This window comes from Paenibacillus sp. FSL L8-0502, from assembly GCF_038593055.1.
Lineage (GTDB): Bacteria > Bacillota > Bacilli > Paenibacillales > Paenibacillaceae > Paenibacillus > Paenibacillus polymyxa_D.
The window spans coordinates 872,907-897,834 of the sequence record NZ_CP151958.1 but is presented as its reverse complement, the minus strand read 5'-3'; the positions used below and the strand labels follow the sequence as shown (position 1 = coordinate 897,834).

The following is a 24,928-nucleotide window of genomic DNA, read 5'->3' as shown; positions in this document are numbered from 1 at the left end:
GCATTCGTTTCTATAATCGCAAGGCATAAATTCATATATTCAGAGCATACTAAGCCAACAAACTCCAATATCGGAGGATTTTACGTATGCCAAATCAGAATAAAAGTTGTCCACTTACTCATGTGTCCTCTAACTTGAAGGATAATGTGAATCATATCGAAAGCTCCTTTGGAAACAGCGGAGATGTAATCATTAAAGAGCTATTATGGATGCAAAAATGGCCAGCAGCTCTATTTTATATTGATGGTCTGGTCAATACTCAATTGCTCCATGATTCCGTTCTCCGTTCATTGATGCGAGTAAATGAACATCATGTACCGGAGGGCGCAGAACCATTCGACTATTTGAAGAATCAAGTTTTGATTGCAGGTAACTCAGGTAGTGTGGACGAAATGGATGCCTTATTCAACCAGATGCTATCTGGCGGTATTATCATTTTGCTGGACGGATACGCAAAGGGCATATGGATTGATGCGGTCGGTTGGGAGGATCGCAGTGTTAGCGAACCCCAATCCCAAAGTGTCGTACGGGGTCCAATGGAGGCTTTTACCGAAAATTTACGTACCAATACCGCTCTAATTCGTAGGCGAATCCGCGATCCGCGCCTGTGGATGGAAACAAGACAGATCGGTCAAGTCACTCATACCAATGTGTCCGTGATGTATATCAAAGGAATTGCTGACGAAGGGGTTATTCAGGAACTGAGAGAACGTTTGGACCGAATTGATATTGACGGAATTTTGGAAGGGGGTTACATCGAAGAGGAAATTCAGGATGAATCCTTCACTCCGTTTCCCACCATTTATAACAGCGAGCGTCCGGATTCGGTCGCTGCCAGCCTGTTGGAGGGGCGGATTGCTATCTTGGTGGACGGGACACCCTTTGTTCTGTTGATTCCTGCGCTATTCGTGCAATTTTTCCAGTCGGCAGAGGATTATTACCAACGTGCTGATATCAGCACGTTGCTGCGTTTGCTGCGTTTCTTTTCCTTTTTTATCGCTTTGCTTGCACCAGCAGTTTATATCGCGGTAACTACCTTTCATCAAGAGATGATTCCTACAAACTTATTGGTCAGTCTCGCTGCACAAAGGGAAGGCGTACCGTTTCCAGCCTTTGTCGAGGCCATGCTCATGGAAATTACTTATGAAATTTTGCGTGAAGCAGGAGTCCGAATTCCGAGGACAGTCGGACAGGCTGTATCTATTGTTGGCACACTGGTCATTGGGCAAGCAGCCGTGGATGCGGGGGTTGTCTCGGCGGCTATGGTCATTATCGTGTCCATTACAGCCATCTCCAGCTATGTTATTCCAGAAAACGGCCTGTCGATAGCGGTTCGTATTATACGCTTCGCCTTAATGATGCTAGCCGCAGCCTTTGGACTTCTTGGAATATTGATGGGGTTAATCGTAGTTTTGCTGCACTTGACCAGTCTGAGATCGTTTGGAGTATCTTACATGAGTCCGTTTGGCCCCTATGTGGAAAGCGATATGAAAGATACGCTGTTTCGCTTACCCTGGCCTCATATGAAGAAACGTCCTCAATCCATCTCTATCCAAAATACGCTCCGCCAAAAAACGAAAAAAAGACGGATCGGCAATAAATCAAAAACCAGAAGGGATCAACCATGAAGCAGACCATACATTTGTTCTTCGTCTGGGGCCTGATTGCATTACTGTTAGGTGGTTGCTGGGATCGCCAAGAATTAAATGAGTTGGGCATAGCTATTGGGATCGGGGTGGATATGGAAGGAGACCAGTATCAGGTAACCGCTCAGGTGGTCATTCCTTCTGCTGTAGCTTCCAAATCTTCACCAAGTGCAGGCTCTCCAGTCGTTACTTATCACACCACTGCGCCCACGATTCAAGAGGCCATTGAAAAAATGACAAATACAAGTCCGCGCTCCATTTATTTATCTCATATTCGTATGCTGATTTTAGGTGAGGAGTATGCGAGAAAAGGAATTGCTGATGCGATTGAAGCCATGATGCGAGAGCCTTTTACAAGAAGTGACTTTTATATTGCGATAGCCAAGAATAACAAGGCTTCTACGATGTTAAAGATCCCCACTCCATTGGAAAAGTTGCCGGCAAATAAATTATTTGCTTCGTTAGATACCTTAACCAAAACCTGGGCTCCTGCCACCAAAGTAACCATGGATCAACTTCTTAGCAATCTGGTTAATCCCGACATCCAGTCCACTCTACCCGCTTTAGAAGCTGTAGGGGATATAGAGTCGTCCAATGAAAAAGGTATGGATGCCACCAAAAGCATATCGCCTGGAACCATATTGCGGTTTTCGGGTAATGGTGTATTCAAAAAAGACCGATTGCTGGGATGGATCAATGACCAAGACAGTAAAGGGCTCAGTTACATCAGGGATAAAGTGGAGTCTACAACGGGGCACACCGATTGTCAGGGTGGGGGTAACATTGCCCTATTAACCTTGAGTAGCGACACTCAAAAAAAAGTAATCATTCGTGATGGAGAACCTGTTATCTCAATCTCAGTTACCAACAACAGTACAGTACGAGAAGTCAACTGCCAGCATATGAAGCTAGACAGTATGGACGATATTAAAGAAATTGAAGCCGCAAGCAATGAAAAAATTGTTGAAATTATGAAACATTCCGTAGAGACCGTTCGGCATGAGTTTAAGTCAGACATTTTCGGCTTTGGTCAGCTAATCCACCAGTCCAAACCTGAGCTTTGGAAAAGACTAAAAGAAGAAAAAGAAAATCCATTTATGGACTTACAGATTGAATATAAGGCACAGACAAAGATTAAAAAAATTGGTTCCTTGTTTGAATCATTCCAAAAACAAATGAAGGAGTGAGCTGGGTGGAGGAGAAAGGGCGTATCAGCATCAGAAATATAGCCGTACTCGTATTTTTGAGTATTATCGGAGACTGCGTATTGGTGTATCCCTCCCTCATTACAAGCATATCCAAGCAGGATGCCTGGATCAGCTCATTCCTCTGTATCCCAGCAGGATTGGCTGTATTACTGCTACTCCTGCGGGTACATCAGCTATATCCTGATCTTACCTTTATTCAACTCTGCCAGCGAATTTTGGGACCGTGGCTAGGCTCCCTCATCTCGATATGGTATTTGTTCCACTTATTGATGAATTCCGCGATTTATTTAAGAGAGGTCGGGGATTTTATGAACAGCCAGACTTATGTTATGACGCCTCTGTCTGTTATCAATTTACTCTTAATTCTTGCACTTATGTGGGGGATGTATATGGGATTGGAGCCTATTGCTCGTACGGCTCAAATCTTATTACCATTATGCTTGGCTTTCACTTTGTTTTTAATCCTGTGCTTGCTTCCCCAATGTGAAAGTCAGCAGCTTAAGCCTATGCTGGAGCAAGGTATTCCCAAGATTATGGAAGGCAGCCTATTTGCACTGTCCTACCCATTCGGAGAATTAGCTTTTTTACTCATGATTTTTCCCTATGTGAACAAAAAACCGGGTCTAAAAAAATCGGTTTTGCTAGCCGGACTTACTGCCAGCGTTCTGTTAAGCGTACTACTCTTGGTTTCTCTCATGGTTCTGGGCCCTTTTGTAACCGAACATAGTGTGTATACCTCTTATACGCTATCTAAAAAAATCAACATAGGAAATTTCTTACAGAGAGTTGAATCCATGATGAGCATAGCCTGGATTATCACTACCTTTGTTAAAACCATTTTACACTTCTATGCCTTTACCTTAGGAATGACTCAGCTACTGCGATTAGACAATGTACGGACCTTTCTGGGCCCTAGCTTTATGATCCTGTTTGGTCTGATTATCGTGTCGGCACCCAACATTACTTATTATCTGGATACGATCGTCCACGCTTGGATTTATTGGGATTTGACGGATTCCGTTGTCCTGCCTTTACTGCTGCTTGTCGTATACAAGTTGAGATCGAAAGGCAATCATAGCCTGGGATCTAGTTGAGCCTCACCCTCAAAGGAAGGAGCATCGACATGCTGATTACCACTATCATTATCTGTATCGGCTTAGCCATCGCTGCCAAAGATTTGCCAGGCTTATACCGAAAGCATCGCTTTAAGGATATGTTCGTGTACATCGTTATGCTCGGATTAGGCACATGGCTTAGTATTCTTGCTGCCAAATTAGAGGTTACGCCAAGTCCGCTGATTCTGATAGAGATCATCTATAACCCTGTTAACGCTTTTATTTCACATATATTTGGCTTTTAGAAGGGAGGCAGCCACAAGTGTCAAAAAAAGAACGTATCAGTGTTCGGCAAGTGACTGTCCTTATGTTTATGTGTTTAATCGGGGATATGCTCTTAATTTATCCGACTATGATTACACATATTGCTCATCAGGATGCCTGGATCAGCTCTATACTGTCCATACCGTTAGGTTTAATTATTATTTACGTGCTCCTTCGTGTCCATGAACTCTACCCGGGCCTTACACTTATTGAAGCGATCCGTAAAATTTTCGGGCCTGTATTCGGAACCATTGTCTCCTGCTGGTATTTGTATTATTTTTTAATGAACACCGCTCTTATTGCTAGAGAGGTAGGCGATTACCTGACTACCCAGTTATTTGTACAAACCCCTCTGCATGTCCTGCTCGTTATGGGAATTTCCCTAATGGTGCTTACTGCGCTAATGGGAATTGAAGTTTTCGGTCGTGTTAGCGAGATGCTATTACCAGCATATATATTAATCTTCTCTGGTCTGATCCTTGCACTCCTGCCACAAATTCAGCTTTCTAATGTACGGCCTGTTTTGGAAAACGGGTTAGCTCCTGTTGCTAAAGGAATGGTTCCAGGCGTGGCTATGCCTTTTGCCGAAATGTCTATTATGCTCATGGTTTTTCCTTATGTAAACAAAAAAGCCCATTTTAAAAAGGACATGTTGCTCGCCTCTCTTATAGGCGGATTCCTGATTAGCGTGTTTCTGCTTCTCTCTCTCCTTGTCGTTGGTCCCTTTGTGACCAATTATAGTCCATACATTTCTTCTGCTCTCACAACAAAGATTAACGAGCTCAATTATATTACACGAGTTGAATCGTTAGTAACTTTAACCTGGGCACTTGCTGCCTATTTCAAAGGTGTCCTTTTCTTTTACGCGTTTACTTTCGGAACAACCCAGCTATTCCGAATTTCTAATATCCGCCCCTTTGTCATCCCCGCAGGAGCGCTTGTGTTTGGAATGACCATTTTGATAACCCCAAATGTGTTTTATTATGTAAGAACTCTTGTTTATCCCATGTCTACCTGGCATTATACAAACGGCTTGATCATTCCGCTTGTTTTATGGGGTGTTTATCTCTGCAAGCAAAGGTGGAAGCATCGACAGAACGCATCCAAAAATTAACAAAAACCTTTTGAAACCGGTGCTTAAAGAAGCATAATCCGATTCCAAAAGGTTTTTTTGTTCTTCACTTACGCCATATCCTGAATGTATGCCAGCGCAGCATCAATGTGCCCTTTTACTCTTAAACCACGCCATTCGTGAACTAAGATACCATTTTCATCAATAAGGAACGTAGACCGAACAATGCCCATGTACTGCTTACCGTACATCTGTTTTTGCTGCCATACACCATACGTCTCAGCGACCTGATGCTCTTCATCAGATAACAACTGAAAAGGGAGTCCGTACTTGGCAATAAACTTGTCATGCTGCTTGAGTGGATCAGGGCTTATCCCCAGAATCACCGTGTTCAAACCTTCAAACTCCGTATGTTTATCCCGAAAATCACAAGCCTGTGTCGAGCAGCTAGAGGTCAAGTCCTTGGGATAGAAATATATCAACACCCTACTGCCTCGATAATCTGACAGCTTAACATGCTTTCCCTCACTGCCAGGCAATTCAAAATCCGGTGCCGCTTGTCCAATAACGGTAAATGCTGCGGACATCTCATCATCTCCTATCTTGTGGGGGTTCTTATATAACCTGACCTATGAGCCTGCCCCTCTGTAGCGGCGAATTCCCCAGTTCCATGCCAGTAAGCCCAAGGTCAGAAAGACAATTCCCATCACAGGAGTTAAGAGCGCCATATGGCGCATGTCCTCTCGGTGAAGGAACAGGGAGGCTGGATATACGCCAACAAAAGCAAACGGTAGTATCCAAGTCAGCACAACCTGAATGGCTCGGTTATAGATCGTTACTGGATAACGTCCGTAGCCCTGAATATTGTACATGAGCGGAATAATTCCTGTCGGCGCATCCGAAAAGAATGAAAGAGAAGTCAATATGGTGTATATCCCCGTATAGATTGCCACGGCACTTAGGCTCAAAACGATCAGCGCTGGTACGAACCACCACTCCATAGCCAAGTCCATCTGTGCCCCGCTGATCCCCATAATAATCAGACCGATCACTGAGCCGACCAGTGCGGGCGGGTCCACATTTTCAAGGAAAATCTGGAACAGATTATACGCAGGACGGGTCATTACCCGGTCCAGTTCACCTTTTACAATATATCGCTCGCTAAAGTTCCAAAGGTTGACGAAACAGCTGAATAGTCCATAAGGAACCATGAAAAATCCATAAACGAACACGACTTCATTTTCACTCCAGCCACCCAAACTGTCCGTATGCATAAAAATAACCAGAATAAAAATAAGATTCGTGGCCTGAAACAGCAGGTCTGAAATCACTTCTACCCAAAAGTCAGCACGATAGGTGAGCCGTGACTTCATGTAATTTTTTAAATATTCGCTAATGAGACCCAAGTAGTACATCATCGGCTTACCCTCCCTGCACGAACAGACGTCTGCGCGCCAGTCGCCAAATGATGATCATCGGCACGAGCAGAACGACCAGCCAAATGATTTGGATACCCAGTACATTCCAAATGCCAACGCCTTTTACACGTCCCGTAAATACAGAGCCCGGCAAATAGGTAATTGCCTGAAACGGCATCCATTGGGCGATTGTCGCCAGCCAGCCTGGGAACAAACTAATTGGCAAAATCAATCCAGAAAACAGATCTACAACTACGCGCTTCATACGCATCATGCCCTCATTATTTTCGATAAAAAAGGCCGTTAATCCCGTAATAATATTGATCTGAGTGTTGATCATAAAGCTGAAAAACAGCATGACCAGAAAACCAACCCAGGCTACCGGATCCGTGGGAAGTTTCACCGGAAATAGCAGCAACGCAATCGCCATACCTGGAATCATAAACAACAGAAAACGGAACATTCCCTCGCCGAGTCCTTGCATAAATTTAACAAGTACATAGTTATAAGGTCGGATCATCTGAATTGCAATGCTTCCATCACGAATATCCGTCGATATCTCACGATCCAGATTGTTAAAATAAAAGGCTCTCGCCATCCACGATACGGCTACATACGTCGTCATCTGAGCAGCGGTAAAGCCTCCAATGCTACCCGCATCGCCATATATCGCTTTGTATGTGAAATAATACACGCCAATATTCATGCAATAAATAAGGATTCCTGAATAATAGTTCACACGATAAGCCAGCATCGTGAGAAATCGAATACGAATAAAATCGGTGTATACGCTAAGCATGAACTTTGGCCTCCACTACCGGATTGCCCTGCCGTTCCGCCGAGCCAGACTGATAGATACTGCGGACGATATCATCCGTGTTGGTTTCAATGATTTTGATATCCGTAATGTCCGTGCGACCGACTACGCAAGCGAGCACATCCGATACATTAATATGAAGAGGAATCCATACCTTGGCAGCCAAATCATTATCCACCGTCCAAGCCAATGGCATATCAGCAGTCCATGCCTGTAATTGCTCCAATTGGGTCGATGTGCCGAACTGGAACCGTACTTCTCGACCTGTACCCCAACGCGCCTTCAGATCCTCAAGACCACCATCATAAATGATATTCCCATCATCCAGCATAATGACGCGCGAGCACAGCGCTTCAATATCCTGCAAATCATGGGTCGTCAGCAAAATAGTCGTACCGTAATCCCGGTTCATGTCCTTTAGAAACTCGCGGATTTCGGACTTCACCATAATATCGAGCCCAATGGTCGGCTCGTCCAGAAAAACAATAGACGGATTGTGCAGCAAGGCTGCTACCAACTCACAGCGCATCCGTTGCCCGAGACTAAGCTTGCGTACCGGGCGGCTTAGCAGATCCTGCAATTGCAGCCTCTCCACCAGCTCATCCAGCCTGCGTTTGAAGTCAGTAGCCGGAACCTGATATACTTTCCGCAGTAGTTGAAAAGACTCGATCACACCGATGTCCCACCAAAGCTGGCTGCGCTGACCGAAAACAACACCAATGTTGCCTACAAATTTCTCACGTTCCTCATAGGGGACATAACCGCCCACCTTGAGATGTCCCGATGTCGGCACGAGAATGCCTGTCAGCATCTTAATCGTGGTGGACTTTCCGGCGCCATTCTCACCGATATAACCGCATATTTCTCCTTGCGGAATACGGAAAGATATATCTTTGACCGCGGCTACCTCGTTGTATTCGCGGGCAAATAAATCAAGGAAGGCGCCTTTTAAGCCCTCGCGATTTTTTTGAACCTTAAATGTTTTGCGCAGATCCTGCACATCTATTGCCAGCATGTTATACCTCTCAATCAGGATTTGTAAAATCCATAGTTAAATTGATTGTGCTCCAAAAAGAAATTATAATGTAATGAACTGAAAAGCGAAAGGGAGAGCATCCATGACAAGCAGAACCAAAAGGACGATATGGTCGGTTCTAGCCGTGGTAATCGTCGCGATTGTCGGCTTTGCCGTGTACTATTTTACATCTATTTATAATCAGCTGGATAATCTGCATAAAGAGGGTGCTAACTCCCCCTTCAAAAATGTAAAGCAGGTCGATCAGGTTCGTACGCCAGAACCGCCCAAGTGGGAAGGTACCGATATGGTCAATATTTTGCTAATGGGTGTCGATGGGCGCGGTATCCAGAAAGGGGAAGTCCCCCGATCAGACAGCATGATGGTCGTGTCACTGGACCCCGTCAAGAAAAAAATCCACCTGTTCTCTATTTTGCGTGATACGTACGTGGATATTCCCGGTTACGGAAAAAATCGAATTAATACCGCTATTACTCACGGACCTAACACAGCCATGAAGACGGCTGGCGATCTGTTAGGCATTCCGGTGCAATATTATGTGTACACGGATTTCCAGGGCTTTATCAAACTGGTGGATGCCGTAGGCGGGATTGATTTTGAAGTGGAAAAGGATATGCATTATACAAGTAATGCGGATAAACATCAGTACGATATTGATTTGAAAAAGGGTATGCAGCATCTGGATGGCAACACGGCGCTTCAATATGTGCGGTTCCGCCACGATGCGATGTCCGACTTCTCCCGATCAGGACGGCAACGCGCATTTTTGGAGGCCGTAGCCCAGAAAATGCAGACCACGACTTCCATCGCCAACCTGCCGAACATTTTAGAGCAGGTTAACCCGTTCATTGACACGAATCTCAGTGTTAACGATATGTGGAAGCTGGCGAATGTGGGGTACCAAAGCAACTTCGCAGGCAGCGAACAGGTTCCACCGATGAAGATGCTCGGAGAAGAGAATGTGGGCGGCGCGGCAGTTCTTACTGTCCGCGATCCGGAAGAACTGAAAACGTATGTGCAGGATATTTTTAATAATCCACCCACACAAACACAGGAACAAAATAAGGATCAGACCGAAACAAAACAGCCAGACAGTGCATCGTCTACCAAGACGGATAAAGCTTCTTTTACAGGGGGCAGTAAAGCCAGTGATGAGAATGCTTCCAAACAATCAACAACAAAGACAGGTCAAAAAGAGCTATAATGATGTATGCAGGGGCAGCCGTGAACGCTGCCCTTTGGCGTGTGTATACCCTATTTTAATGAACGGAAAGGAAGTTTTTGATGATGAAACGGGAAAACTCCGAAGCACTATATAAAGAAGCCCTGGAGCATATTGTCGGGGGCGTTAACAGCCCTTCACGTTCCTTTAAAGCTGTGGGCGGCGGTGCTCCAGTATTCATGAAACGCGCCCAAGGCGCTCATTTCTGGGACGAGGATGATAATCGGTATATCGATTATTTGGCGGCCTACGGCCCTATTATTACCGGACATGCTCACCCCCATATTACCAAGGCGATCAGCGAAGCGGCCGCGAACGGCGTATTATACGGAACCTCAACGGTATTGGAAATCAAACTGGCCAAGATGCTGAAGGAAGCCATTCCTTCTATGGACAAGGTCCGGTTTGTGAATTCCGGCACAGAAGCAGTCATGACGACGATTCGTGTGGCACGGGCTTATACTGGGCGGAACAAGATCATCAAATTTGCCGGCTGCTACCATGGTCACTCGGATCTGGTACTTGTAGCTGCTGGCTCTGGACCTTCTACACTGGGCATACCTGACAGTGCAGGCATTACAACCAACATTGCGAGCGAGGTCATTACTGTGCCATTCAATGACCTCGACGCGTTGCGCCAAGCTTTGGAGCGCTGGAGCGACGATGTGGCGGCAGTCATGGTCGAGCCTATTGTCGGTAATTTCGGCATGGTTATGCCGCAGCCCGGTTATTTGGAAGGGTTGTGCTCCATGGCGCGTGCGAACGGCTCACTCGTCATTTATGACGAGGTCATTACCGCATTCCGATTCCACTTCGGCTCTACCCAAACGTATGCAGGTTTGGACAACCATGATGCGATTCAGCCAGATTTGACCGCGCTGGGCAAAATCATGGGTGGTGGTCTGCCAATTGGTGCCTACGGTGGCAGCAAGCAGATCATGGAGCAGGTTGCCCCACTCGGCCCGGCTTATCAGGCGGGTACGATGGCAGGCAACCCGGCGTCCATCTCGTCAGGCATCGCCTGCCTTGAAGTCCTTCAAGGAGAAGGCGTGTATGAAGAGATGGAACGTCTGGCTGTGAGGCTGACGGACGGTATTCAGTCCTCTGCCGAACGCTATGGCGTGCCATTGACGATCAACCGTATTCGTGGAGCGTTCTCGACGCATTTCTGTGATCATCCGATCACGAACTACGCGCAGGCGCAGGATACGGATAGCGAAGCGTTTGCATCCTTCTTCCGTCACATGCTGGATCGCGGTATTCATCTGGCACCATCCAAGTACGAAGCCTGGTTCCTCACAACAGCGCATACGGACGAAGATGTAGATGCTACGCTGGAAGCGGCGGACGATTCGTTCCGGGCGATGTCACAAGGGAAGTAAACCCAGCAGTAAGTGATAGAATATGAATTTTAATAAGAGCTGGAAGTAGTCTTAGGGAAGGGTATTCGATCTCTGGGACTTCGTTCCGGCTTTTTTTATTTTATAACTGTACCCGTACAGTTGTAGATTTTATGGATTGTATCATGTTATGCCCTCCGGGTATATTGAGAGAACAACAGGTTAAGGTCATGATTACGGAGGTTTATTATGCACAGTCGTTCCAGAAATGGAGCCGCCTATCTGGCAGCTCTCAGCTATGCAGCTATACTTGGATTTTCATTTTTATTTGTAAAATTGACGGTCACAGAGGCGAGCCCGCTGGATGTGATCGCCCACCGCTTTGCGCTGTCTTTTATCGCTTTGACCGTTCCAGTGCTGCTTGGTTGGATTAAGCTCAACATCAAATTGCGTGACATTCTGCGCATTTTACCACTGGCGCTGCTCTCGCCATTAGTGTATTTTCCACTGCAAGCCTTCGGGCTGATGAGCACTTCTTCATCGGAAGGTGGAATTATTCAAGCAACCGTTCCCATCTTTACGTTGCTGTTAGCTTCTTATTTTATTAAAGAGCGTACAACAGTAGTCCAAAAGATTTCCTTACTGCTCTCTGTCTTTGGTGTGGTTTTTATATTTGTAATGAAAAGCGGAGCACCGCTAGCGTCCAATAGCTATGGCGGTATTCTTCTGCTCGTGCTCTCTGCGATATGCCTATCCGGTTATAATGTACTGGCACGGCCCTTAACACAAAAGTACAGCCCCATGGAATTGACCTACGTTACCTCTATTTTGGGATGTATCGTTTTTAACGTGGTGGCACTGGGATATCATGCCATAGACGGCTCCATGAGCGCCTATACCGCTCCACTGGTGAAGCCTGGTTATTGGATGGCACTGATTTATCTGGGCATTCTGTCTACCCTCGTCACCTCACTGTTATCGAGCTTTGCCTTGAAGTGGATCGAAGCCTCCAAAATGAGTGTGATCGGTAATTTATCCACCCTCATTTCCATGATTGCCGGTGCTTACATTTTGAAGGAGCAGCTCGCCTACTATCACATTGTTGGGGCTGTGATGATCATTATCGGCGTGCTGGGTACCAATTTCGGGGGGCGAAAAAACTTCACGCCGATCAAAACAACTTCGGCAAAATCACAAAAAACGGGCTAAAAATAAACACTACATTGCCTGCAAAAAAAGAAATCTCCCAGCTGCGCAATTCCAGCCGGGAGATTTCTTTTTTCACTTCTTAGTCTTCGTCGGATTAAATAGGGTACGCCATGACACTCATTAACGCCAATTCCGGCTGTGTCGTGTCCAATCTGCTATATTGTACGATGATGGGCACATCGCTAGTGACCGTAATTGCGTAAGGAATGCCTGTGGGAATCCGTTCGCCGGATTTCTCCAACGAGGCTGTTCGGATATGACGGGTTCGTCTTCCTTCCACCACCTCGATCAATCCCTCCAATGGCTCGCGGTCTTCAAAATAGATGTCTATACTTAGATTTGCCACACGACTCCCACAATTCAGCACGCATATACTCTCATGACTGAGCAGCTCTCCCCGGCTTTCCGGTGGAATATACCCATCGGGGATGACCCAGAATAGGCCGCCTCGCGGCTGATTAGCCACCTTTTCCTGAGAAAGTTCAGCATTTCCCATACTATTGGCCTCCTTCCTTTACCCATAATACTTTTTGGCGCATATGCCCCTTCTTCTAGCCGTACGGATTCTCCTTGGTACGCAACAGTTGAGCCAGAAAAGCAAGCGCCAATCCCTGACCCCAGCCCTGAATGCGTTTGTAGGGGACGTTTCGATAGCCGTCAATATCGTTCATCACAGCGGTTCCAGCGGATACACCCGTTACTGTGCCGTCGTCCTTAATGCGGGAAAGAATACCGTCGATCGCCTTTTGTGTGTATTTGTTAAACAACCGCCCTTGCATAAGCAAGGCAGTCGCGATTCCTGCCGAGCCCGAGGTTTCCAGATAAGAGGTATCATCGTTCAGCACCGTATGCCACAGCCCTTCCGGGGATTGCAGTCGCACCAGCGCATTGAGCTGGTCACGCAGCGAGCCATCGATGATCATATAAGATGGATGCTGCACCTCCACAAATTTCAGCGCTTTTGCCATCGTGAGAGCTGCCCATGAATTGCCGCGCGCCCAATATATTCCTGACATCCGGCTTTGATTCGCATGATCCCATCCGTGATAATACAGATTCGTATCCGGGTCCTGCAAAAATTCTTCATGCCCGTGATATTGACGAACCCCATCCTCCCAATACTCTTTGTTGCCCAACAGATGACCGATACGCAGCAAATAATAACCGGCCATAAACATCGTATCCACCCATGCTTGCTGCGGAAATACATCATGAAGTGAGTTCACCGTATGCTGGAAAATGCCGTCGGCAAACCGTTCCGCTTTTTTGGCCAAAAATTCTGCCATCTCGATGGCAATATCAAGGTATTTTTGCTCACCTGTGGCCTGGTAAAGCGTCAACAAACAGTGCCCGACAGAAACGCCGTTCACCGAGAGAGATGGAAGCCCATCCTCAATACTTTCGTCAACCCATTCTTTCAGCTTGATCAAATACTTTTCGTTCCCTGTCGCTTCATACGCTTCGCATACTCCGTAAAAGGCTACTCCACCCGGCCAATCCCAGCTGTAGTGCATTTGAAATGTGCGTTCAACTACCCGGTCGATCACCTGCTTAACTTGTTCTTCATCAAATATCAATGCAGGCATTTCCACGTCCCCCCCTTTGGTAAGTTTCACGTGAGTTACCTCCTTGACGTCCGTATATGAATAGGTCGTCCTTCAACGTAAATACATGCGTAACGGTTGCAAATCCAGTGCCCTCACAGCATCCACCACCATGTCTGCAATACGAACCGCACCATTCTCATGAAAATGTGTGTTATCCTCTAAGCCGCCGGAAAAGTTCATGTATTCACCAGGCAGCAGCCACATAAAAAGCTCTTTACTCTCTTCGGGACCCAGCTGCTCATATAACTCCTGCGTGCGGGCAGACAAATCAATCAGCGGTACATTCGCTTCTTCCGCCAGCTCACGAACCGCTGTTACATAGTCACCATGTGTGTCAGATAGCGTACCATCCTCATTAAAATAGCGACGATGTACGGGCGTGACCAGTACCGGGGTTGCCCCATGGCTTCTTGCGCCGTCGATGTAGAGGCGAAGATGCTCCTTGTAGGTTGTAAAAGGCTCTGTAGCCCGCTCCGGGTCAGGCTTCTGATCATTATGGCCGAACTGGATGAACAGGAAGTCTCCTGCCTTTATTTCGCCCAAAATGGCACCCAGCCGTCCTTCGTCCACAAAGCTTTTGGAGCTTCTTCCCGATACGGCATGATTATCCACGCAGACATCATGCTTGAACAGGGCGGGCAAAGCCTGGCCCCAGCCAGTATACGGATAACCGGATGCGTCCTGATCCGTAACCGTGGAATCTCCGGCTAGGAATAGCCGGAGGGTCTGTGGCGCTGGCGCAATCTCCAGCGCATTGAGCCGTGGCGCGGTGCCTGATACGGTGAGGCGCAGCTTGCCACCCCGGACTGGCACCGCAAACAGGGCTTCGGTGAACTGGCCCGGCAGCGTGTGTACCGGGGGAAGCATGTGCTTGCCTTCACCAGCCTTGAGTCGCGTGAGCGTTTCCGCCTGCGAATCGCCGACCAGTATAGTGGCGAGATACATCCCGTCTGGCACATCTGCAACAAATGCAGCGTTCAGTGGAATACAAAAGCTGTTTCGTAGCTGCGTGCGTGCATCCTTAGCTGCACACTGCCTTTTTCGACCGTACACATGCTCCGTAGTCTCGAAGCCATAGCCCTGTTCAGTTGTATATACGCAATCCGGAGACACTCCCTTGTAGCCATCCGCAGGTTCCCCCGGGCCAAAATCAAACTTCCACAATTTACTCACCTCTCAGCCATCGCCCTCAAATCCCAACCATTCAATTGTATAAACCCGAATACCTTCCATTTTCACTCGTAAGCCTCATATCCTCACGCTATGGATTTTGGATCTTACCCCTTCAAGCCACTCGTACTCATTCCTTCTACAATTTGCTTCTGGAATGCGAAGAATACAGCGATAACTGGAAGCAGGCTTAGGATAGACATCGCGAACATTCCTCCCCAGTTGGAAGCCGACTCGCTGTCGAGGAACATCTTGAGTGCAATAGATACGGTATATTTCTCCGGCGAATTCAGATACAGTACCGGACCTAGCAAATCCTCCCACTTCCAGTAGAAAGAGAAGATTGCCGCTGTAGCCAACGACGACTTGAGTAAGGGTAAAATAATTCTAAAATACAGCCGGAACTTGCCGCATCCGTCAATCGTTGCCGCTTCATCCAGCTCTCCTGGAATCGTACGTATAAACTGCACCATCAGAAAGATGAAGAACGGCATCCCGAAAAAGGAGGGTACCACCAACGGTAAGATCGTATTGATCCAACCGAGCTTGGTGAAAATAATATATTGCGGTACCAGTACCACATCCCCTGGTAGCATAAGCGTCACCATCATCAAAGCAAACCACAAGTTACGTCCTTTGAATTTCAAGCGCGCAAAGCCAAATGCGATCAATGAGGAGGAAAGCACGGCTCCAATCGTTGAAATCACCACGATCGTGAGCGAGTTCAGAATGTACGTGCCAAAGTTGTAGCCAGTCGTTCCTTTCCAGCCTGTTACATAGTTTTGCCAGATCCATTCTGTAGGGAAAAGCGAGGATGCCGTGACGAATATCGTCCGACTTTCTTTAAACGAGCTGAACAGCATCCAAAAAACGGGATACAGCATCAGGAGCGCCAGTGCAGCAACCAGTATGTGATAAATTGGCCATTTGACCGTTTTCCATGCCATCGTTATCAGCGCCCCTTTTCCGTTTCATAAAATACCCAGTATCTGGAGGTTATAAATAATATCGCTGTCAGTATCCCAATCATAATGAGCATGACCCAAGCCATGGCTGCCGCATATCCCATGTTGCTGAACATAAACGCCTGTCGGAACAGATACAGTGAATGCAGCATCGTTCCATCCATCGGGCCTCCTTCGCCCTTAGAAATAACATAAGCCGGGACGAAGGTCATAAAGGCGCTGATCGTCTGCATAATCAGATTAAATAGAATAATGGGGCTAAGCAACGGTAGCGTAATACTGAAAAATTTTCGTACTGGCTTAGCGCCATCTACACTGGACGCCTCGTACAATTCAACAGGAATGTTCTTCAAACCTGCCAGAAAAATCAGCATGGAGGAGCCAAATTGCCATACGGACAAGGTGATTAGCATCGTAAGCGAAGCATCCGGGTCACCAAACCACTTCACCGGAGTCGCCCCTAAGGTCGAAAGCAGGCTGTTCACTATGCCGTTATTACTGAAAATGTTCCGCCACATAATGGATACCGCAACGCTACCTCCGATAATCGACGGCAGATAGTACATTGTCCGATAGGTGCCGACCATACGCGACTTGGTATTCAAAATCATAGCCACAAACAGCGCGAAAATCAGTCGCAACGGTACACCGACCAATACATACGTAAACGTGACCCTGATCGAATTCCAGTATTTCGGGTCGCCTGTGAACATTTTTTCGAAGTTACCCAGACCAATCCATTTGGGCGGGGTGAACAGGTTGTAGGTGGTAAAGGACAGATACAGCGAAATAAACATTGGAATTAACGTAAACGCCAGAAAGCCCACAATAAACGGGCTGATAAACGCATATCCGGTCATATTGGCTTTCAAGCTCTGATGATTTCGCAAGCTCATCAAGCCTCCCTTCTGTTGCATTTTAAAGAATTAGCAAAACTTTATAATATTAATAATTCGTTGTTATGTGAATAATATTGTGATGTCTGCAAAGGGTGCTTATGCAGTTGGTTCGTCGAATCAACCGTGCGCAATCATGCTTTGGACTACGCACGGTTAACTTAACGAAACGTTCCTTCGATCATATCGATCTTATGCTAAAACAGTGTCAGATATCCTAAAGGTCACATTGCGCTCATTATTGCTTGTTATTCGCAAGGATAGTATTCGCATCAGCCCGGAATTTGGCCGCTGCGTCTTCTGGTGTCATCTGTCCAAAATTGACCTGCTCAATATAATCGGTCAGAGTCGCAATCACTTCCGGCGATCCGACTGGCGGCGGCGGGCTCATTGGAGAAGCCTTCGGCTCCATGGAAGCTACAAATTCAAACACCTGCTTCGTAGGCTCGCTTAACTCTGGCGCAACAGCTTCCTTGATTTTGGAGGAAATCGGTACGCCACGTTCGCCTTTAATCAATTTATTCGCTTCCACATCATTCATCCAGAAATCAATAAACTTTGCGGCCTCATCCTTCACCTGTGAACGGGAAGCAACCGTCCAGTACATCGTAGGCTGCATGTATACGCCTTTTTCCATATTCGGCCCAAACATTGGTGCCAGTGCCATGGGGCGGTTAACAACCTGCTGTAAACCTACATACTGATTGGACCACTGCCAAATACCGATGCCTGTTCCTTTTACGATATCGGATTCCTCAAGAATCCCCTTGGTCTGGTTCATAATTTCAGGAGGCGGGGTCGCTCCCTTCTTAATCAGATCAGCCAATCCGCTGAAGAAGTCAACAAACAGCTTATCATCGTCATACCCCAATCCTGTCCCTTCCGCATTGTAGAGAGTCTTTCCTTGCGTACGCAAATAATAGTGGAAGAAAATATCGGCAGCCATTGAGCTGTCAAAGTATACTTTATTGGAAGCTGCCTTTAAAGCCATTTCTTTGTATTGATCCCATGTCCAGTTGTCAGGAATTTTGTCTATGCCCGCTTTTTTGAGCAGCGCCGGATCATACTGGAAACCCAGAACATTGACACCTGTTGGAATACCATATTGCTTTCCTGCTATTACGCCGGTACTGAGTACATTTTCGTTCACGTCAGCGACCTGAATTTTTTGATTTAAGTAAGGCGCGAGATCCTCCAGTTGACCATTTTTTGCATATTGGCTAATGTACGAAATGTCCATTTGCACGATATCCGGTAACTGATTAGCCGCAGCCTGTGGGGCGAGCTTTTTCCAATAGTCATCAAAAGAGGCATATTCCACATCGATCGTTACATTAGGATTTTTCTGCTTATACAAATCAACGACCTTCTGCGTGTATTCATGACGCGTATCCGATCCCCACCAAGCGATACGTAACTTTACTTTCCCGTCTGCACTTGTGCCCGAATTGCCGCCGCCGTCCGCTCCGCTACATGCTGTCGTCAAAACGAGCAGCATAGCTATAATCAGAAACCATCCCTTTTTGCCCACCTATCTCTCCCCTTTTCGCTGTTCTAGAAAGGAGCCAAATTACAAGTGACAACGTATTTACGCATTTTTGATAGCGTTTACATTAGCTCCTGTTGTTATTTTCCCAAAAGCTGAGAAGCATTGGAATACACAAATCAGGTTTCCTGGGTTTAAAAAACAGTGGGACTCCATCAGCTCATCCCCTCTCGTGTGATTTAATGTACTCGGAAGGCGTCATACCTGCCCATTTTTTGAACACCTGGCTAAAATATTGCGCGTTCCCGCCAAAGCCGAACCATTCGGCCAGCTCAAACACCTTTACATCTCCTGTCTCTCGAATATGCTCAGCCGCACGTTCGATCCGATAACGATTGACGTAGTGTGAGAAGTTTTCCCCAGTCACCTTTTTGAAAATCTTCCCTAAGTAGTCGGAATTCATATACAGCATTTGGCCTGCCACTCCGTTCAGCGACAAATCGGATTTTCTGTAGTTTTGCTCAATAATAGTGATCATTTTATCAACGGTAGAAGATTGGCGATACACATTACTTTTATAATAGATTGCGGTCATTCGTTCGGCAGCTTCCTGTACAAAAGATTTGAGACATGCCAGCGTTTTTTGCTCTGCCAGCACCACCATTCGGCTCGTAAACGCCGCACGCTCTTCTTCAGGGCATATACGGATCATAGCGGCATAGAGCTGAAGCACATAAGAGCGGGTCACAGAGATTTCCAGCTTCATCCGGGACAAAATACCGAATAACCGATCCACTTCCTGTGCAACCTCCACCGTATTTCCAGCCTTGATCAGCAGACCGAACTTTTCCTCGTCCAGCTCCAAATCTGCCATCTCCCGGGTATCCTCAGTCGCTAAATCCTCTTTCGTAATCAGACTGCCCTCCCCGGTGTAAAAACGGTGATTCATACAATGCAGTGTCTCCCGGTACATCCCCCGTGAATGCTGCATACTATCCGACTCACTAACTGCGACCGTTACCTCCAGTTTGTAAAAGCGATGAAATGTCGCACGTACCGCTTCAATCTGTTTCATAAACCGTGACGTATCATCCTCGCTTTCCAGCACGATGAGCAATTGCCCCTGCATGGTCGTACTGAGCAAGACATCATCCATCAAATCTGCCGCTATATTTTGCAATGCAAACAGATGCTCCGGCTCATGGGATTCCTCCACCCGCAGCAGCAGCATTCGAACCTGCTTATCTTGCAATTCAATTCCGAATAACCGCTCATAAAATGCGATATCGCGGCTACCGTAAGTTTTATAGGAAATAAACTCCTTCAAAAAGTGTTCCTTCACATGAGGCAGCATACGCTGAAAATCTAGCTTCATCCGGTTTACAAACTGCTTGCGTTCTTCCTGCTCCTCCCGCTCCTGTCCCAACTCGGTCAGAGCCTCATGAATTTGCCGCTCATTGCATGGCTTCAACAAGTAGTGCTTCACCCCGTATTGCATGGCCCGACAGGCATAATCAAAATCTTTGTAGCCAGACAACAGAATGAAACGGACGTCTGGAAAATGCTCCGTCGTTTTGGCAACCAGTCCGATACCGTCTAGTCCTGGCATAGAGATGTCACTAATCACAAAATCAGGTGGGCTGGCTTGAATCTGATCATAAGCCTCAATCCCGTTACGTGCCGTGCCAACCAATCTCGTGCCCGCTTTCCCCCAATCAACCACCTGTGATATGCCTTCCAAAATCATACGCTCATCATCAACCAGTAGCACCTTGTACACGACCCTGATCCCCTTTCACATATGGAATACAGACATGAATCGACGTTCCTGTTCCTGACTCGCTATGCAGCTCTATCCCCCAAGGTGTACCAAATGTCAGGTTAATCCGTTCCTGAATATTCGTAAGTCCAATGCCCTGCCCACGAGTCGTAACCTGCCCGCTTCGCAGCTTTTCCAAGAAATCCGGCGTCATTCCCGGTCCGTCATCTTCAACTCGCAGAAATAGAGCACCCTCGCTTTCTCTCGCAATAATAGCAATCTGACAGGGTTCAATTCGCGGCTCCAGCGCATAATGAATGGCATTCTCCACCAAGGGCTGAAGCGTTAGCTTCGGAATTTGTGCATCCATCAGTTCTTCCGGAATATCCAGATGGAAAACGAGACGTTCATCAAAACGTGTTTTTTGGATCGTTACGTAGCTCCTTACAATATCCAGCTCTTTTCGAAGCGGAATCAGCTGCTCCTCAAAACTGACCGCACTGCGCAGTAGAAAAGCAAGTGCTTCCACCATCTCTGAAATCCGGTCCTGTTTATTGGCCTTGGCGAGCCAGTTCACGGACTCTAATGTATTGTATAAAAAATGTGGATTAATCTGGGCCTGGAGCGCCTTTAGCTCTGTTTCCCGCAGTAATAGCTGCTTGGCAACATTCTCATTAATGAGCTCACGAATGCGGCGAATCATTTTCTTGTACGTTCGATGAAGCAAGCCTACCTCATCCTGTGTGGAAAGGGGGACCGCACCAAGTGCTTCCTCTTCCAAACGGTCGAGATCGCCTTTTTCTATTTTACGCATGTTCTGGATTAATTGAACGATCGGTTTGGTAATGCTCCCTGACAATCTAGCCCCCAGAGCCAATGCGATAAGAAGCATAATGACAAAAATAGCGCTTACAACTTCTTTGATGATCGTAATGCTGCGAAACATATCATCGAAGGGGGTCATATGCAAATACGTCCAATCCGTATAAGAAGATTTGATTTGAGCAGCGAAAAAGGTTCCTCCTGAGTAGGTCGCAATCCCGTAAGGCTGCTTCCGGCCCAGCTCGGCCTGAATATCACTCTCACTCAAAAGTGGTGTTTCGGGATAAATCATCCGCCTTCCATCTGTAATCATCAGTTGTCCGTCACGACCGGAGGTTTGCACACGGTCCGCTACAATCCGGTCAATTCGTACACGAATCGCAAGCGTTCCGAGCCCATTCAGCGTAAAATTGGAATCGGTAAAGGATTTGAACTGCCGAGCTGCCAGCAAGGAGGAATGACCTGCGGCATACCATGCATTGGAACCGTCATGTTCGTCTGCCAGCTCCGACAGGGTGGATCGAAGCTCTTGGGGAATACCTTCGCGGTTGCCCGCACTCATGACCTGTCCCTCTTTGTCGATGACCATCATAGAATAGACATAGGTTTCAGAGCCGGCAAAGGCGACAAGCCTATTCGTTATTTTTTTACGCAGCACCATTTTGGCATAAGGGGATTTCTCTTTTTCCAATTGCAGCAAATAACGTTGAAGCTGCTCGTCCGTTGTTACCTTGAAAGTAACTTTTTCCACATCCTTCAGCTCATTTTCTATACCGATTGAAGAAATATTGAGTACTTCGGATGTTTTTTTGTACATTTGATTATCATAAATGTGAAATACGTACTTAAGTATGACTGCAACAACTGCAAAATTAACCAGCATAAGCACCGTGATCAGCAGTACCATTTTATGATGGATTCCAGCATTTTTGTAAGCGCTTTTAAAGTAGGTAATCAGTGATTGTCGCCTCCTTTATAACATACAAAATACCCCATGCCTTGGTCATTCGGCAAGAGGTATTTGCATTTGCTTAGCGTTGATCGGTTGGTTTCGATTTGTCCGCCTTGCTCATATATTCGTCGTATCGGTCATCAAGTTCCCGTGCCATACTCCGGTATTTACGCGTTTCCTCAACAATGGGATCGATATGAGTCTGAACCCGCACCTCATATTTAGGGCTGAGCCGTTCCCGCTTTTGGGCCTCATTCTCACGAATTTCGCCTTCCGTCAGCAGTTCACTGAGCTGGCGTTCCAATTCTTCGGATTGACTCATCGCGATTTCCTCCTTTAGGGTGATGGTCCCTACGTAGAATTATAACCCGGTTGCGTCTGCTTCTTTCAGCACTTGAATAAGTTGAGAATGAATAGCTGTATTCGTAGCTGCAATATGCCGTACACTCAGGTCATAAGGTCTGCCCAATGTATCGGTAATGGTACCGCCTGATTCCTGCACCAGCAAAGCGCCCGCTGCTACATCCCACGCATTCAAACCAATTTCGCAATAGGCCGATAACCGTCCCGACGCCACATAAGCCAGATGCAATGCTGCCGAGCCCAGCGCCCGAATGCCGCGTACCTGAGGTGTAAGAACCTGCGTGATTTTCATATTTAGCGGTTGTGCATACGTACGATCTGGCGGGAAGCCGATGCACACCAGACTATCTCCCAGTGTTTCTTCTCTTGAGGCTTGCATGCGATTACCATGTACATATGCGCCTTTTCCTTTTTCCGCTACAAACATTTCATCACGGGACGGATCATAAATAACCCCGACAATCACCTCTCCACGATGGGCCAAGGCAATGGACACACTGTAATACGGCAGACTGTGTACAAAATTGGTCGTGCCATCTACCGGATCAATAATCCATAAATATTCCTCTTCACGGGCAGCCTCTAGTGCGCGGGCCGAAGCTTCGGCTCCCGGCTCTACACCCTCTTCACCCAAAATCGCATGATCGGGAAAATGGGTCAGAATCAGTCTGCGAATCATCTGTTCTGCACCTTTATCTACCTCGGTCACTAGATCCGTAGGAGACTGTTTGGTATTCAAATGTTCAACAGTTCCCAGCCTGCTCTTAATCCATTCCCCGGCTTTGGATGCCGCGTTAATAGCCACGGCAGTATAGCTTTTTCCTGATACGATATAGGGAACCTTTTCGTTTTCATGTTCGTTCAACGTGTTCACTCTACTTTCTATATCATTGTTACGTGGTTTACGAAGCTGGCCTACAGCACAGTCTCTTAACCATCTCTGTTTCAGTACAAGTTTGCTAGTTTACACATTCTAGTATACACAATAAACTGCATAAAGTTTCCCCAAATGAGAGATTTATCCGCAAAATACTACTTTCTAAGGCATAATTTCTACGGAAGCCCCATCCAGCACTTTGACCCCATTATCTTCCTGAAGGCGCAGTTCATTCATCAATCCGAATAACGCTTCATCCTTAAGCTTGGCTTCAAGCATGACATCAATCCGATCCGTATATCCAGCAATATTGCGCAGAAAGGTCAGCAACGGCTCCACCAGAACACCGTCTGCATGACCACGAGGGTCTTTTTCACTTTTGGGACTGGAGGCATGAATTTTTGGCGGCAATGGATGATCAGTAGAAGATCCGGCTTGGGCCAATTCCCCTTTCCAGGTATTCAATATGTCCGGCCATAGCTCCCACGGCTTCTCACCCTCGTTATTGACCCATTGATGATGAATATCGAGAACCATCGGCAAGCCCGTTATTTTGCAAGCTTCCAGTGTTTCCACCGCATTGAATGTTTTATCATCATTTTCCAGCGTCAACCGTTCTCTTAACGAAAGATCCAGAGCACTAACCTGCTCTACAAAACGCTGGCCTGAGGTCACCTTATCTCCGTATGCACCACCAATATGAATGTTGTTCTTGGCTTCGGCACCGAGCCCCATGGCCTCCAGCATCGCTTTGTGGTACTTCAAGTCATTAATGGAGCTCTCCAACACCTCAGGACGGGGAGTGCTTAACACTGTAAAATGATCGGGGTGAAACGATACCCTCATCCTATTCGCCTTGACATAGTTCCCAACCTCTGCAAAGTCAGCAGCAAGCGCCTGAAACGGGTTCCAATCCCGCAGATCCTGATGGGTCGCGAGCGGAATCAGCTTGGATGAGAAACGATAGACCTGGATATCACTCGCGCGATTATGGCGCAGCAGCCTCAATGTATTATGGAGATTTTCAGCTGCTATCCGTTCTAGCTTGCGGATCGCAGCTTCTCGGTCTCCAATCTTGTTAAAGCTGGCCATCGTCATGGTTTTAGAGGGGGATGCATTTTGCACGGTAACCGACATGGCTACATAACCTAACCTTACGATCATAGGGTGTCTTCCTTTCAGTAGTTCGCAGTAGATGGTAAGGCCGCTTTCGTTCTGTGACCTAAAACCCTTTTCTACTGATCATACCCGGAAAAGCACATGCTGATTCGGTGTTATCGCACAAATTGCAAGAAGCAAACAGCTAGGATTGCTGCTGTGCTCCAAAAAACATTTCATCCGCCAATGCGGTCTGAATTCTTGATTCCTCATCATTCAGCTTACGAATGAGGATCATTTCAACTTCGGTCACTTCATCGCCCTGGAAATTAATTTCGGCGATACAGCCCACAATCTGCACGATGGCTACTGCCACGTTGTCCACGCTGTAAGCGATGACCTTCTGGCCTGTCGGAAACACGCGCAGCCCGGATTTAACCATTTTGCCACGTCCGTATTCCAGCAGTTCGTAAAGTTCTTGTTCGCTCTTGAATTTGCATACGGAGTTAAATTCAGTTTGAAAGCCCATGTGTAGCCGCCACCTTTCATCATTAAGGGTTTAGTGAAATGCTCAAGTAAGTGCCAT

The 24,928-nt window shown here is 46.8% G+C and carries 24 protein-coding genes; 8 read left to right on the top strand and 16 right to left on the bottom strand.

What is annotated here, in order from left to right; genetic code table 11:
* Positions 1 to 86 precede the first annotated feature (86 nt).
* The 5 genes from NSQ57_RS03980 to NSQ57_RS03960 are packed head-to-tail and all read left to right on the top strand — an operon-like array spanning position 87 to position 5,347.
* Positions 87 to 1,628: a spore germination protein gene (locus NSQ57_RS03980; protein WP_342425652.1), complete on the top strand. Its 1,542-nt coding sequence runs from the start codon at positions 87 to 89 to the stop codon at positions 1,626 to 1,628.
* A complete protein-coding gene (locus NSQ57_RS03975; RefSeq protein WP_342425651.1) occupies positions 1,625 to 2,833 on the top strand; it encodes a Ger(x)C family spore germination protein in 1,209 nt (402 codons plus the stop codon). Before NSQ57_RS03980 ends, NSQ57_RS03975 begins: the two co-directional genes overlap by 4 nt.
* A 5-nt stretch (positions 2,834 to 2,838) precedes the next feature.
* Positions 2,839 to 3,948: an endospore germination permease gene (locus tag NSQ57_RS03970; RefSeq protein WP_342425650.1), complete on the top strand. Its 1,110-nt coding sequence runs from the start codon at positions 2,839 to 2,841 to the stop codon at positions 3,946 to 3,948.
* A 29-nt stretch (positions 3,949 to 3,977) separates the two neighbouring features.
* The gene (locus NSQ57_RS03965; protein WP_342425649.1) at positions 3,978 to 4,214 is read left to right on the top strand and encodes a hypothetical protein; all 237 of its coding nucleotides are present in this window, start codon (positions 3,978 to 3,980) and stop codon (positions 4,212 to 4,214) included.
* Positions 4,215 to 4,231: 17 nt separating this feature from the next.
* Positions 4,232 to 5,347, top strand: a complete 1,116-nt coding sequence (locus NSQ57_RS03960; RefSeq protein ID WP_342425648.1) for an endospore germination permease — start codon at positions 4,232 to 4,234, stop codon at positions 5,345 to 5,347.
* 68 nt (positions 5,348 to 5,415) lie between these two features.
* Here NSQ57_RS03960 and bcp read toward each other — a convergent pair whose 3' ends face one another.
* The 4 genes from bcp to NSQ57_RS03940 are packed head-to-tail and all read right to left on the bottom strand — an operon-like array spanning position 5,416 to position 8,555.
* Entirely contained in the window at positions 5,416 to 5,892 is a 477-nt protein-coding gene (gene bcp / locus NSQ57_RS03955; protein WP_029515756.1) for a thioredoxin-dependent thiol peroxidase, read from the bottom strand.
* A gap of 42 nt (positions 5,893 to 5,934) precedes the next feature.
* Positions 5,935 to 6,723, bottom strand: coding sequence for an ABC-2 family transporter protein (locus NSQ57_RS03950; RefSeq protein ID WP_080710685.1), 789 nt, complete (start codon positions 6,721 to 6,723; stop codon positions 5,935 to 5,937).
* Between the two features lie 4 nt (positions 6,724 to 6,727).
* A complete protein-coding gene (locus NSQ57_RS03945; protein ID WP_025718034.1) occupies positions 6,728 to 7,522 on the bottom strand; it encodes an ABC-2 family transporter protein in 795 nt (264 codons plus the stop codon).
* The gene (locus NSQ57_RS03940) at positions 7,515 to 8,555 is read right to left on the bottom strand and encodes an ATP-binding cassette domain-containing protein (protein ID WP_165150775.1); all 1,041 of its coding nucleotides are present in this window, start codon (positions 8,553 to 8,555) and stop codon (positions 7,515 to 7,517) included. The genes NSQ57_RS03945 and NSQ57_RS03940 overlap by 8 nt, the downstream gene beginning before the upstream one ends.
* A gap of 103 nt (positions 8,556 to 8,658) precedes the next feature.
* Between NSQ57_RS03940 and NSQ57_RS03935 the strand changes: the two genes are divergently transcribed.
* The 3 genes from NSQ57_RS03935 to NSQ57_RS03925 all read left to right on the top strand — a co-directional run bounded on the left by NSQ57_RS03935 (position 8,659) and on the right by NSQ57_RS03925 (position 12,347).
* Positions 8,659 to 9,780, top strand: coding sequence for an LCP family protein (locus tag NSQ57_RS03935; protein WP_340931315.1), 1,122 nt, complete (start codon positions 8,659 to 8,661; stop codon positions 9,778 to 9,780).
* 83 nt (positions 9,781 to 9,863) lie between these two features.
* Entirely contained in the window at positions 9,864 to 11,180 is a 1,317-nt protein-coding gene (locus NSQ57_RS03930) for a glutamate-1-semialdehyde 2,1-aminomutase (RefSeq protein ID WP_274386683.1), read from the top strand.
* 207 nt (positions 11,181 to 11,387) lie between these two features.
* Complete coding sequence (locus NSQ57_RS03925) at positions 11,388 to 12,347, top strand: DMT family transporter (protein WP_029515760.1); 960 nt, start codon at positions 11,388 to 11,390, stop codon at positions 12,345 to 12,347.
* A 94-nt stretch (positions 12,348 to 12,441) separates the two neighbouring features.
* On the opposite strand, the gene NSQ57_RS03920 is transcribed toward NSQ57_RS03925, so the two are convergent.
* From NSQ57_RS03920 to NSQ57_RS03865, 12 genes are all read right to left on the bottom strand, one after another.
* The gene (locus NSQ57_RS03920; protein WP_250243183.1) at positions 12,442 to 12,843 is read right to left on the bottom strand and encodes a sensory rhodopsin transducer; all 402 of its coding nucleotides are present in this window, start codon (positions 12,841 to 12,843) and stop codon (positions 12,442 to 12,444) included.
* A gap of 55 nt (positions 12,844 to 12,898) precedes the next feature.
* Positions 12,899 to 13,933 (bottom strand): glycoside hydrolase family 88 protein, encoded by a 1,035-nt coding sequence (locus NSQ57_RS03915; protein ID WP_029515762.1) that lies wholly within the window; start codon positions 13,931 to 13,933, stop codon positions 12,899 to 12,901.
* A 72-nt stretch (positions 13,934 to 14,005) separates the two neighbouring features.
* Positions 14,006 to 15,118, bottom strand: a complete 1,113-nt coding sequence (locus NSQ57_RS03910) for a rhamnogalacturonan acetylesterase (protein WP_342426112.1) — start codon at positions 15,116 to 15,118, stop codon at positions 14,006 to 14,008.
* Positions 15,119 to 15,231: 113 nt separating this feature from the next.
* A complete protein-coding gene (locus NSQ57_RS03905; RefSeq protein ID WP_013308762.1) occupies positions 15,232 to 16,071 on the bottom strand; it encodes a carbohydrate ABC transporter permease in 840 nt (279 codons plus the stop codon).
* A gap of 5 nt (positions 16,072 to 16,076) precedes the next feature.
* Entirely contained in the window at positions 16,077 to 16,985 is a 909-nt protein-coding gene (locus NSQ57_RS03900) for a sugar ABC transporter permease (protein WP_023987015.1), read from the bottom strand.
* A gap of 238 nt (positions 16,986 to 17,223) precedes the next feature.
* A complete protein-coding gene (locus NSQ57_RS03895) occupies positions 17,224 to 18,516 on the bottom strand; it encodes an extracellular solute-binding protein (protein ID WP_029515765.1) in 1,293 nt (430 codons plus the stop codon).
* Between the two features lie 175 nt (positions 18,517 to 18,691).
* Positions 18,692 to 20,251 (bottom strand): response regulator, encoded by a 1,560-nt coding sequence (locus NSQ57_RS03890; protein WP_340931313.1) that lies wholly within the window; start codon positions 20,249 to 20,251, stop codon positions 18,692 to 18,694.
* Positions 20,229 to 21,959, bottom strand: coding sequence for a histidine kinase (locus NSQ57_RS03885; RefSeq protein WP_209018226.1), 1,731 nt, complete (start codon positions 21,957 to 21,959; stop codon positions 20,229 to 20,231). Before NSQ57_RS03885 ends, NSQ57_RS03890 begins: the two co-directional genes overlap by 23 nt.
* Before the next feature lie 124 nt (positions 21,960 to 22,083).
* Positions 22,084 to 22,326: a hypothetical protein gene (locus tag NSQ57_RS03880; RefSeq protein ID WP_029515768.1), complete on the bottom strand. Its 243-nt coding sequence runs from the start codon at positions 22,324 to 22,326 to the stop codon at positions 22,084 to 22,086.
* Positions 22,327 to 22,365: 39 nt separating this feature from the next.
* Positions 22,366 to 23,232: an inositol monophosphatase family protein gene (locus tag NSQ57_RS03875; protein ID WP_013308756.1), complete on the bottom strand. Its 867-nt coding sequence runs from the start codon at positions 23,230 to 23,232 to the stop codon at positions 22,366 to 22,368.
* Between the two features lie 174 nt (positions 23,233 to 23,406).
* The gene (uvsE, locus tag NSQ57_RS03870) at positions 23,407 to 24,408 is read right to left on the bottom strand and encodes a UV DNA damage repair endonuclease UvsE (protein ID WP_069011284.1); all 1,002 of its coding nucleotides are present in this window, start codon (positions 24,406 to 24,408) and stop codon (positions 23,407 to 23,409) included.
* Between the two features lie 139 nt (positions 24,409 to 24,547).
* The gene (locus tag NSQ57_RS03865; protein ID WP_013308754.1) at positions 24,548 to 24,871 is read right to left on the bottom strand and encodes a hypothetical protein; all 324 of its coding nucleotides are present in this window, start codon (positions 24,869 to 24,871) and stop codon (positions 24,548 to 24,550) included.
* Positions 24,872 to 24,928: the final 57 nt, after the last annotated feature.

What these genes read in the sequence shown, in the direction of transcription:
- NSQ57_RS03920 (WP_250243183.1), bottom strand. Translation starts at nt 12,843, where the DNA reads ATGGGAAATGCTGAACTTTCTCAGGAAAAGGTGGCTAATCAGCCGCGA.
- uvsE (WP_069011284.1), bottom strand. Translation starts at nt 24,408, where the DNA reads ATGATCGTAAGGTTAGGTTATGTAGCCATGTCGGTTACCGTGCAAAAT.
- NSQ57_RS03950 (WP_080710685.1), bottom strand. Translation starts at nt 6,723, where the DNA reads ATGATGTACTACTTGGGTCTCATTAGCGAATATTTAAAAAATTACATG.
- NSQ57_RS03925 (WP_029515760.1), top strand. Translation starts at nt 11,388, where the DNA reads ATGCACAGTCGTTCCAGAAATGGAGCCGCCTATCTGGCAGCTCTCAGC.
- bcp (WP_029515756.1), bottom strand. Translation starts at nt 5,892, where the DNA reads ATGTCCGCAGCATTTACCGTTATTGGACAAGCGGCACCGGATTTTGAA.
- NSQ57_RS03915 (WP_029515762.1), bottom strand. Translation starts at nt 13,933, where the DNA reads ATGCCTGCATTGATATTTGATGAAGAACAAGTTAAGCAGGTGATCGAC.
- NSQ57_RS03935 (WP_340931315.1), top strand. Translation starts at nt 8,659, where the DNA reads ATGACAAGCAGAACCAAAAGGACGATATGGTCGGTTCTAGCCGTGGTA.
- NSQ57_RS03975 (WP_342425651.1), top strand. Translation starts at nt 1,625, where the DNA reads ATGAAGCAGACCATACATTTGTTCTTCGTCTGGGGCCTGATTGCATTA.
- NSQ57_RS03980 (WP_342425652.1), top strand. Translation starts at nt 87, where the DNA reads ATGCCAAATCAGAATAAAAGTTGTCCACTTACTCATGTGTCCTCTAAC.
- NSQ57_RS03965 (WP_342425649.1), top strand. Translation starts at nt 3,978, where the DNA reads ATGCTGATTACCACTATCATTATCTGTATCGGCTTAGCCATCGCTGCC.
- NSQ57_RS03905 (WP_013308762.1), bottom strand. Translation starts at nt 16,071, where the DNA reads ATGGCATGGAAAACGGTCAAATGGCCAATTTATCACATACTGGTTGCT.
- NSQ57_RS03930 (WP_274386683.1), top strand. Translation starts at nt 9,864, where the DNA reads ATGAAACGGGAAAACTCCGAAGCACTATATAAAGAAGCCCTGGAGCAT.
- NSQ57_RS03900 (WP_023987015.1), bottom strand. Translation starts at nt 16,985, where the DNA reads ATGAGCTTGCGAAATCATCAGAGCTTGAAAGCCAATATGACCGGATAT.
- NSQ57_RS03885 (WP_209018226.1), bottom strand. Translation starts at nt 21,959, where the DNA reads ATGGTACTGCTGATCACGGTGCTTATGCTGGTTAATTTTGCAGTTGTT.
- NSQ57_RS03865 (WP_013308754.1), bottom strand. Translation starts at nt 24,871, where the DNA reads ATGGGCTTTCAAACTGAATTTAACTCCGTATGCAAATTCAAGAGCGAA.
- NSQ57_RS03945 (WP_025718034.1), bottom strand. Translation starts at nt 7,522, where the DNA reads ATGCTTAGCGTATACACCGATTTTATTCGTATTCGATTTCTCACGATG.
- NSQ57_RS03940 (WP_165150775.1), bottom strand. Translation starts at nt 8,555, where the DNA reads ATGCTGGCAATAGATGTGCAGGATCTGCGCAAAACATTTAAGGTTCAA.
- NSQ57_RS03880 (WP_029515768.1), bottom strand. Translation starts at nt 22,326, where the DNA reads ATGAGTCAATCCGAAGAATTGGAACGCCAGCTCAGTGAACTGCTGACG.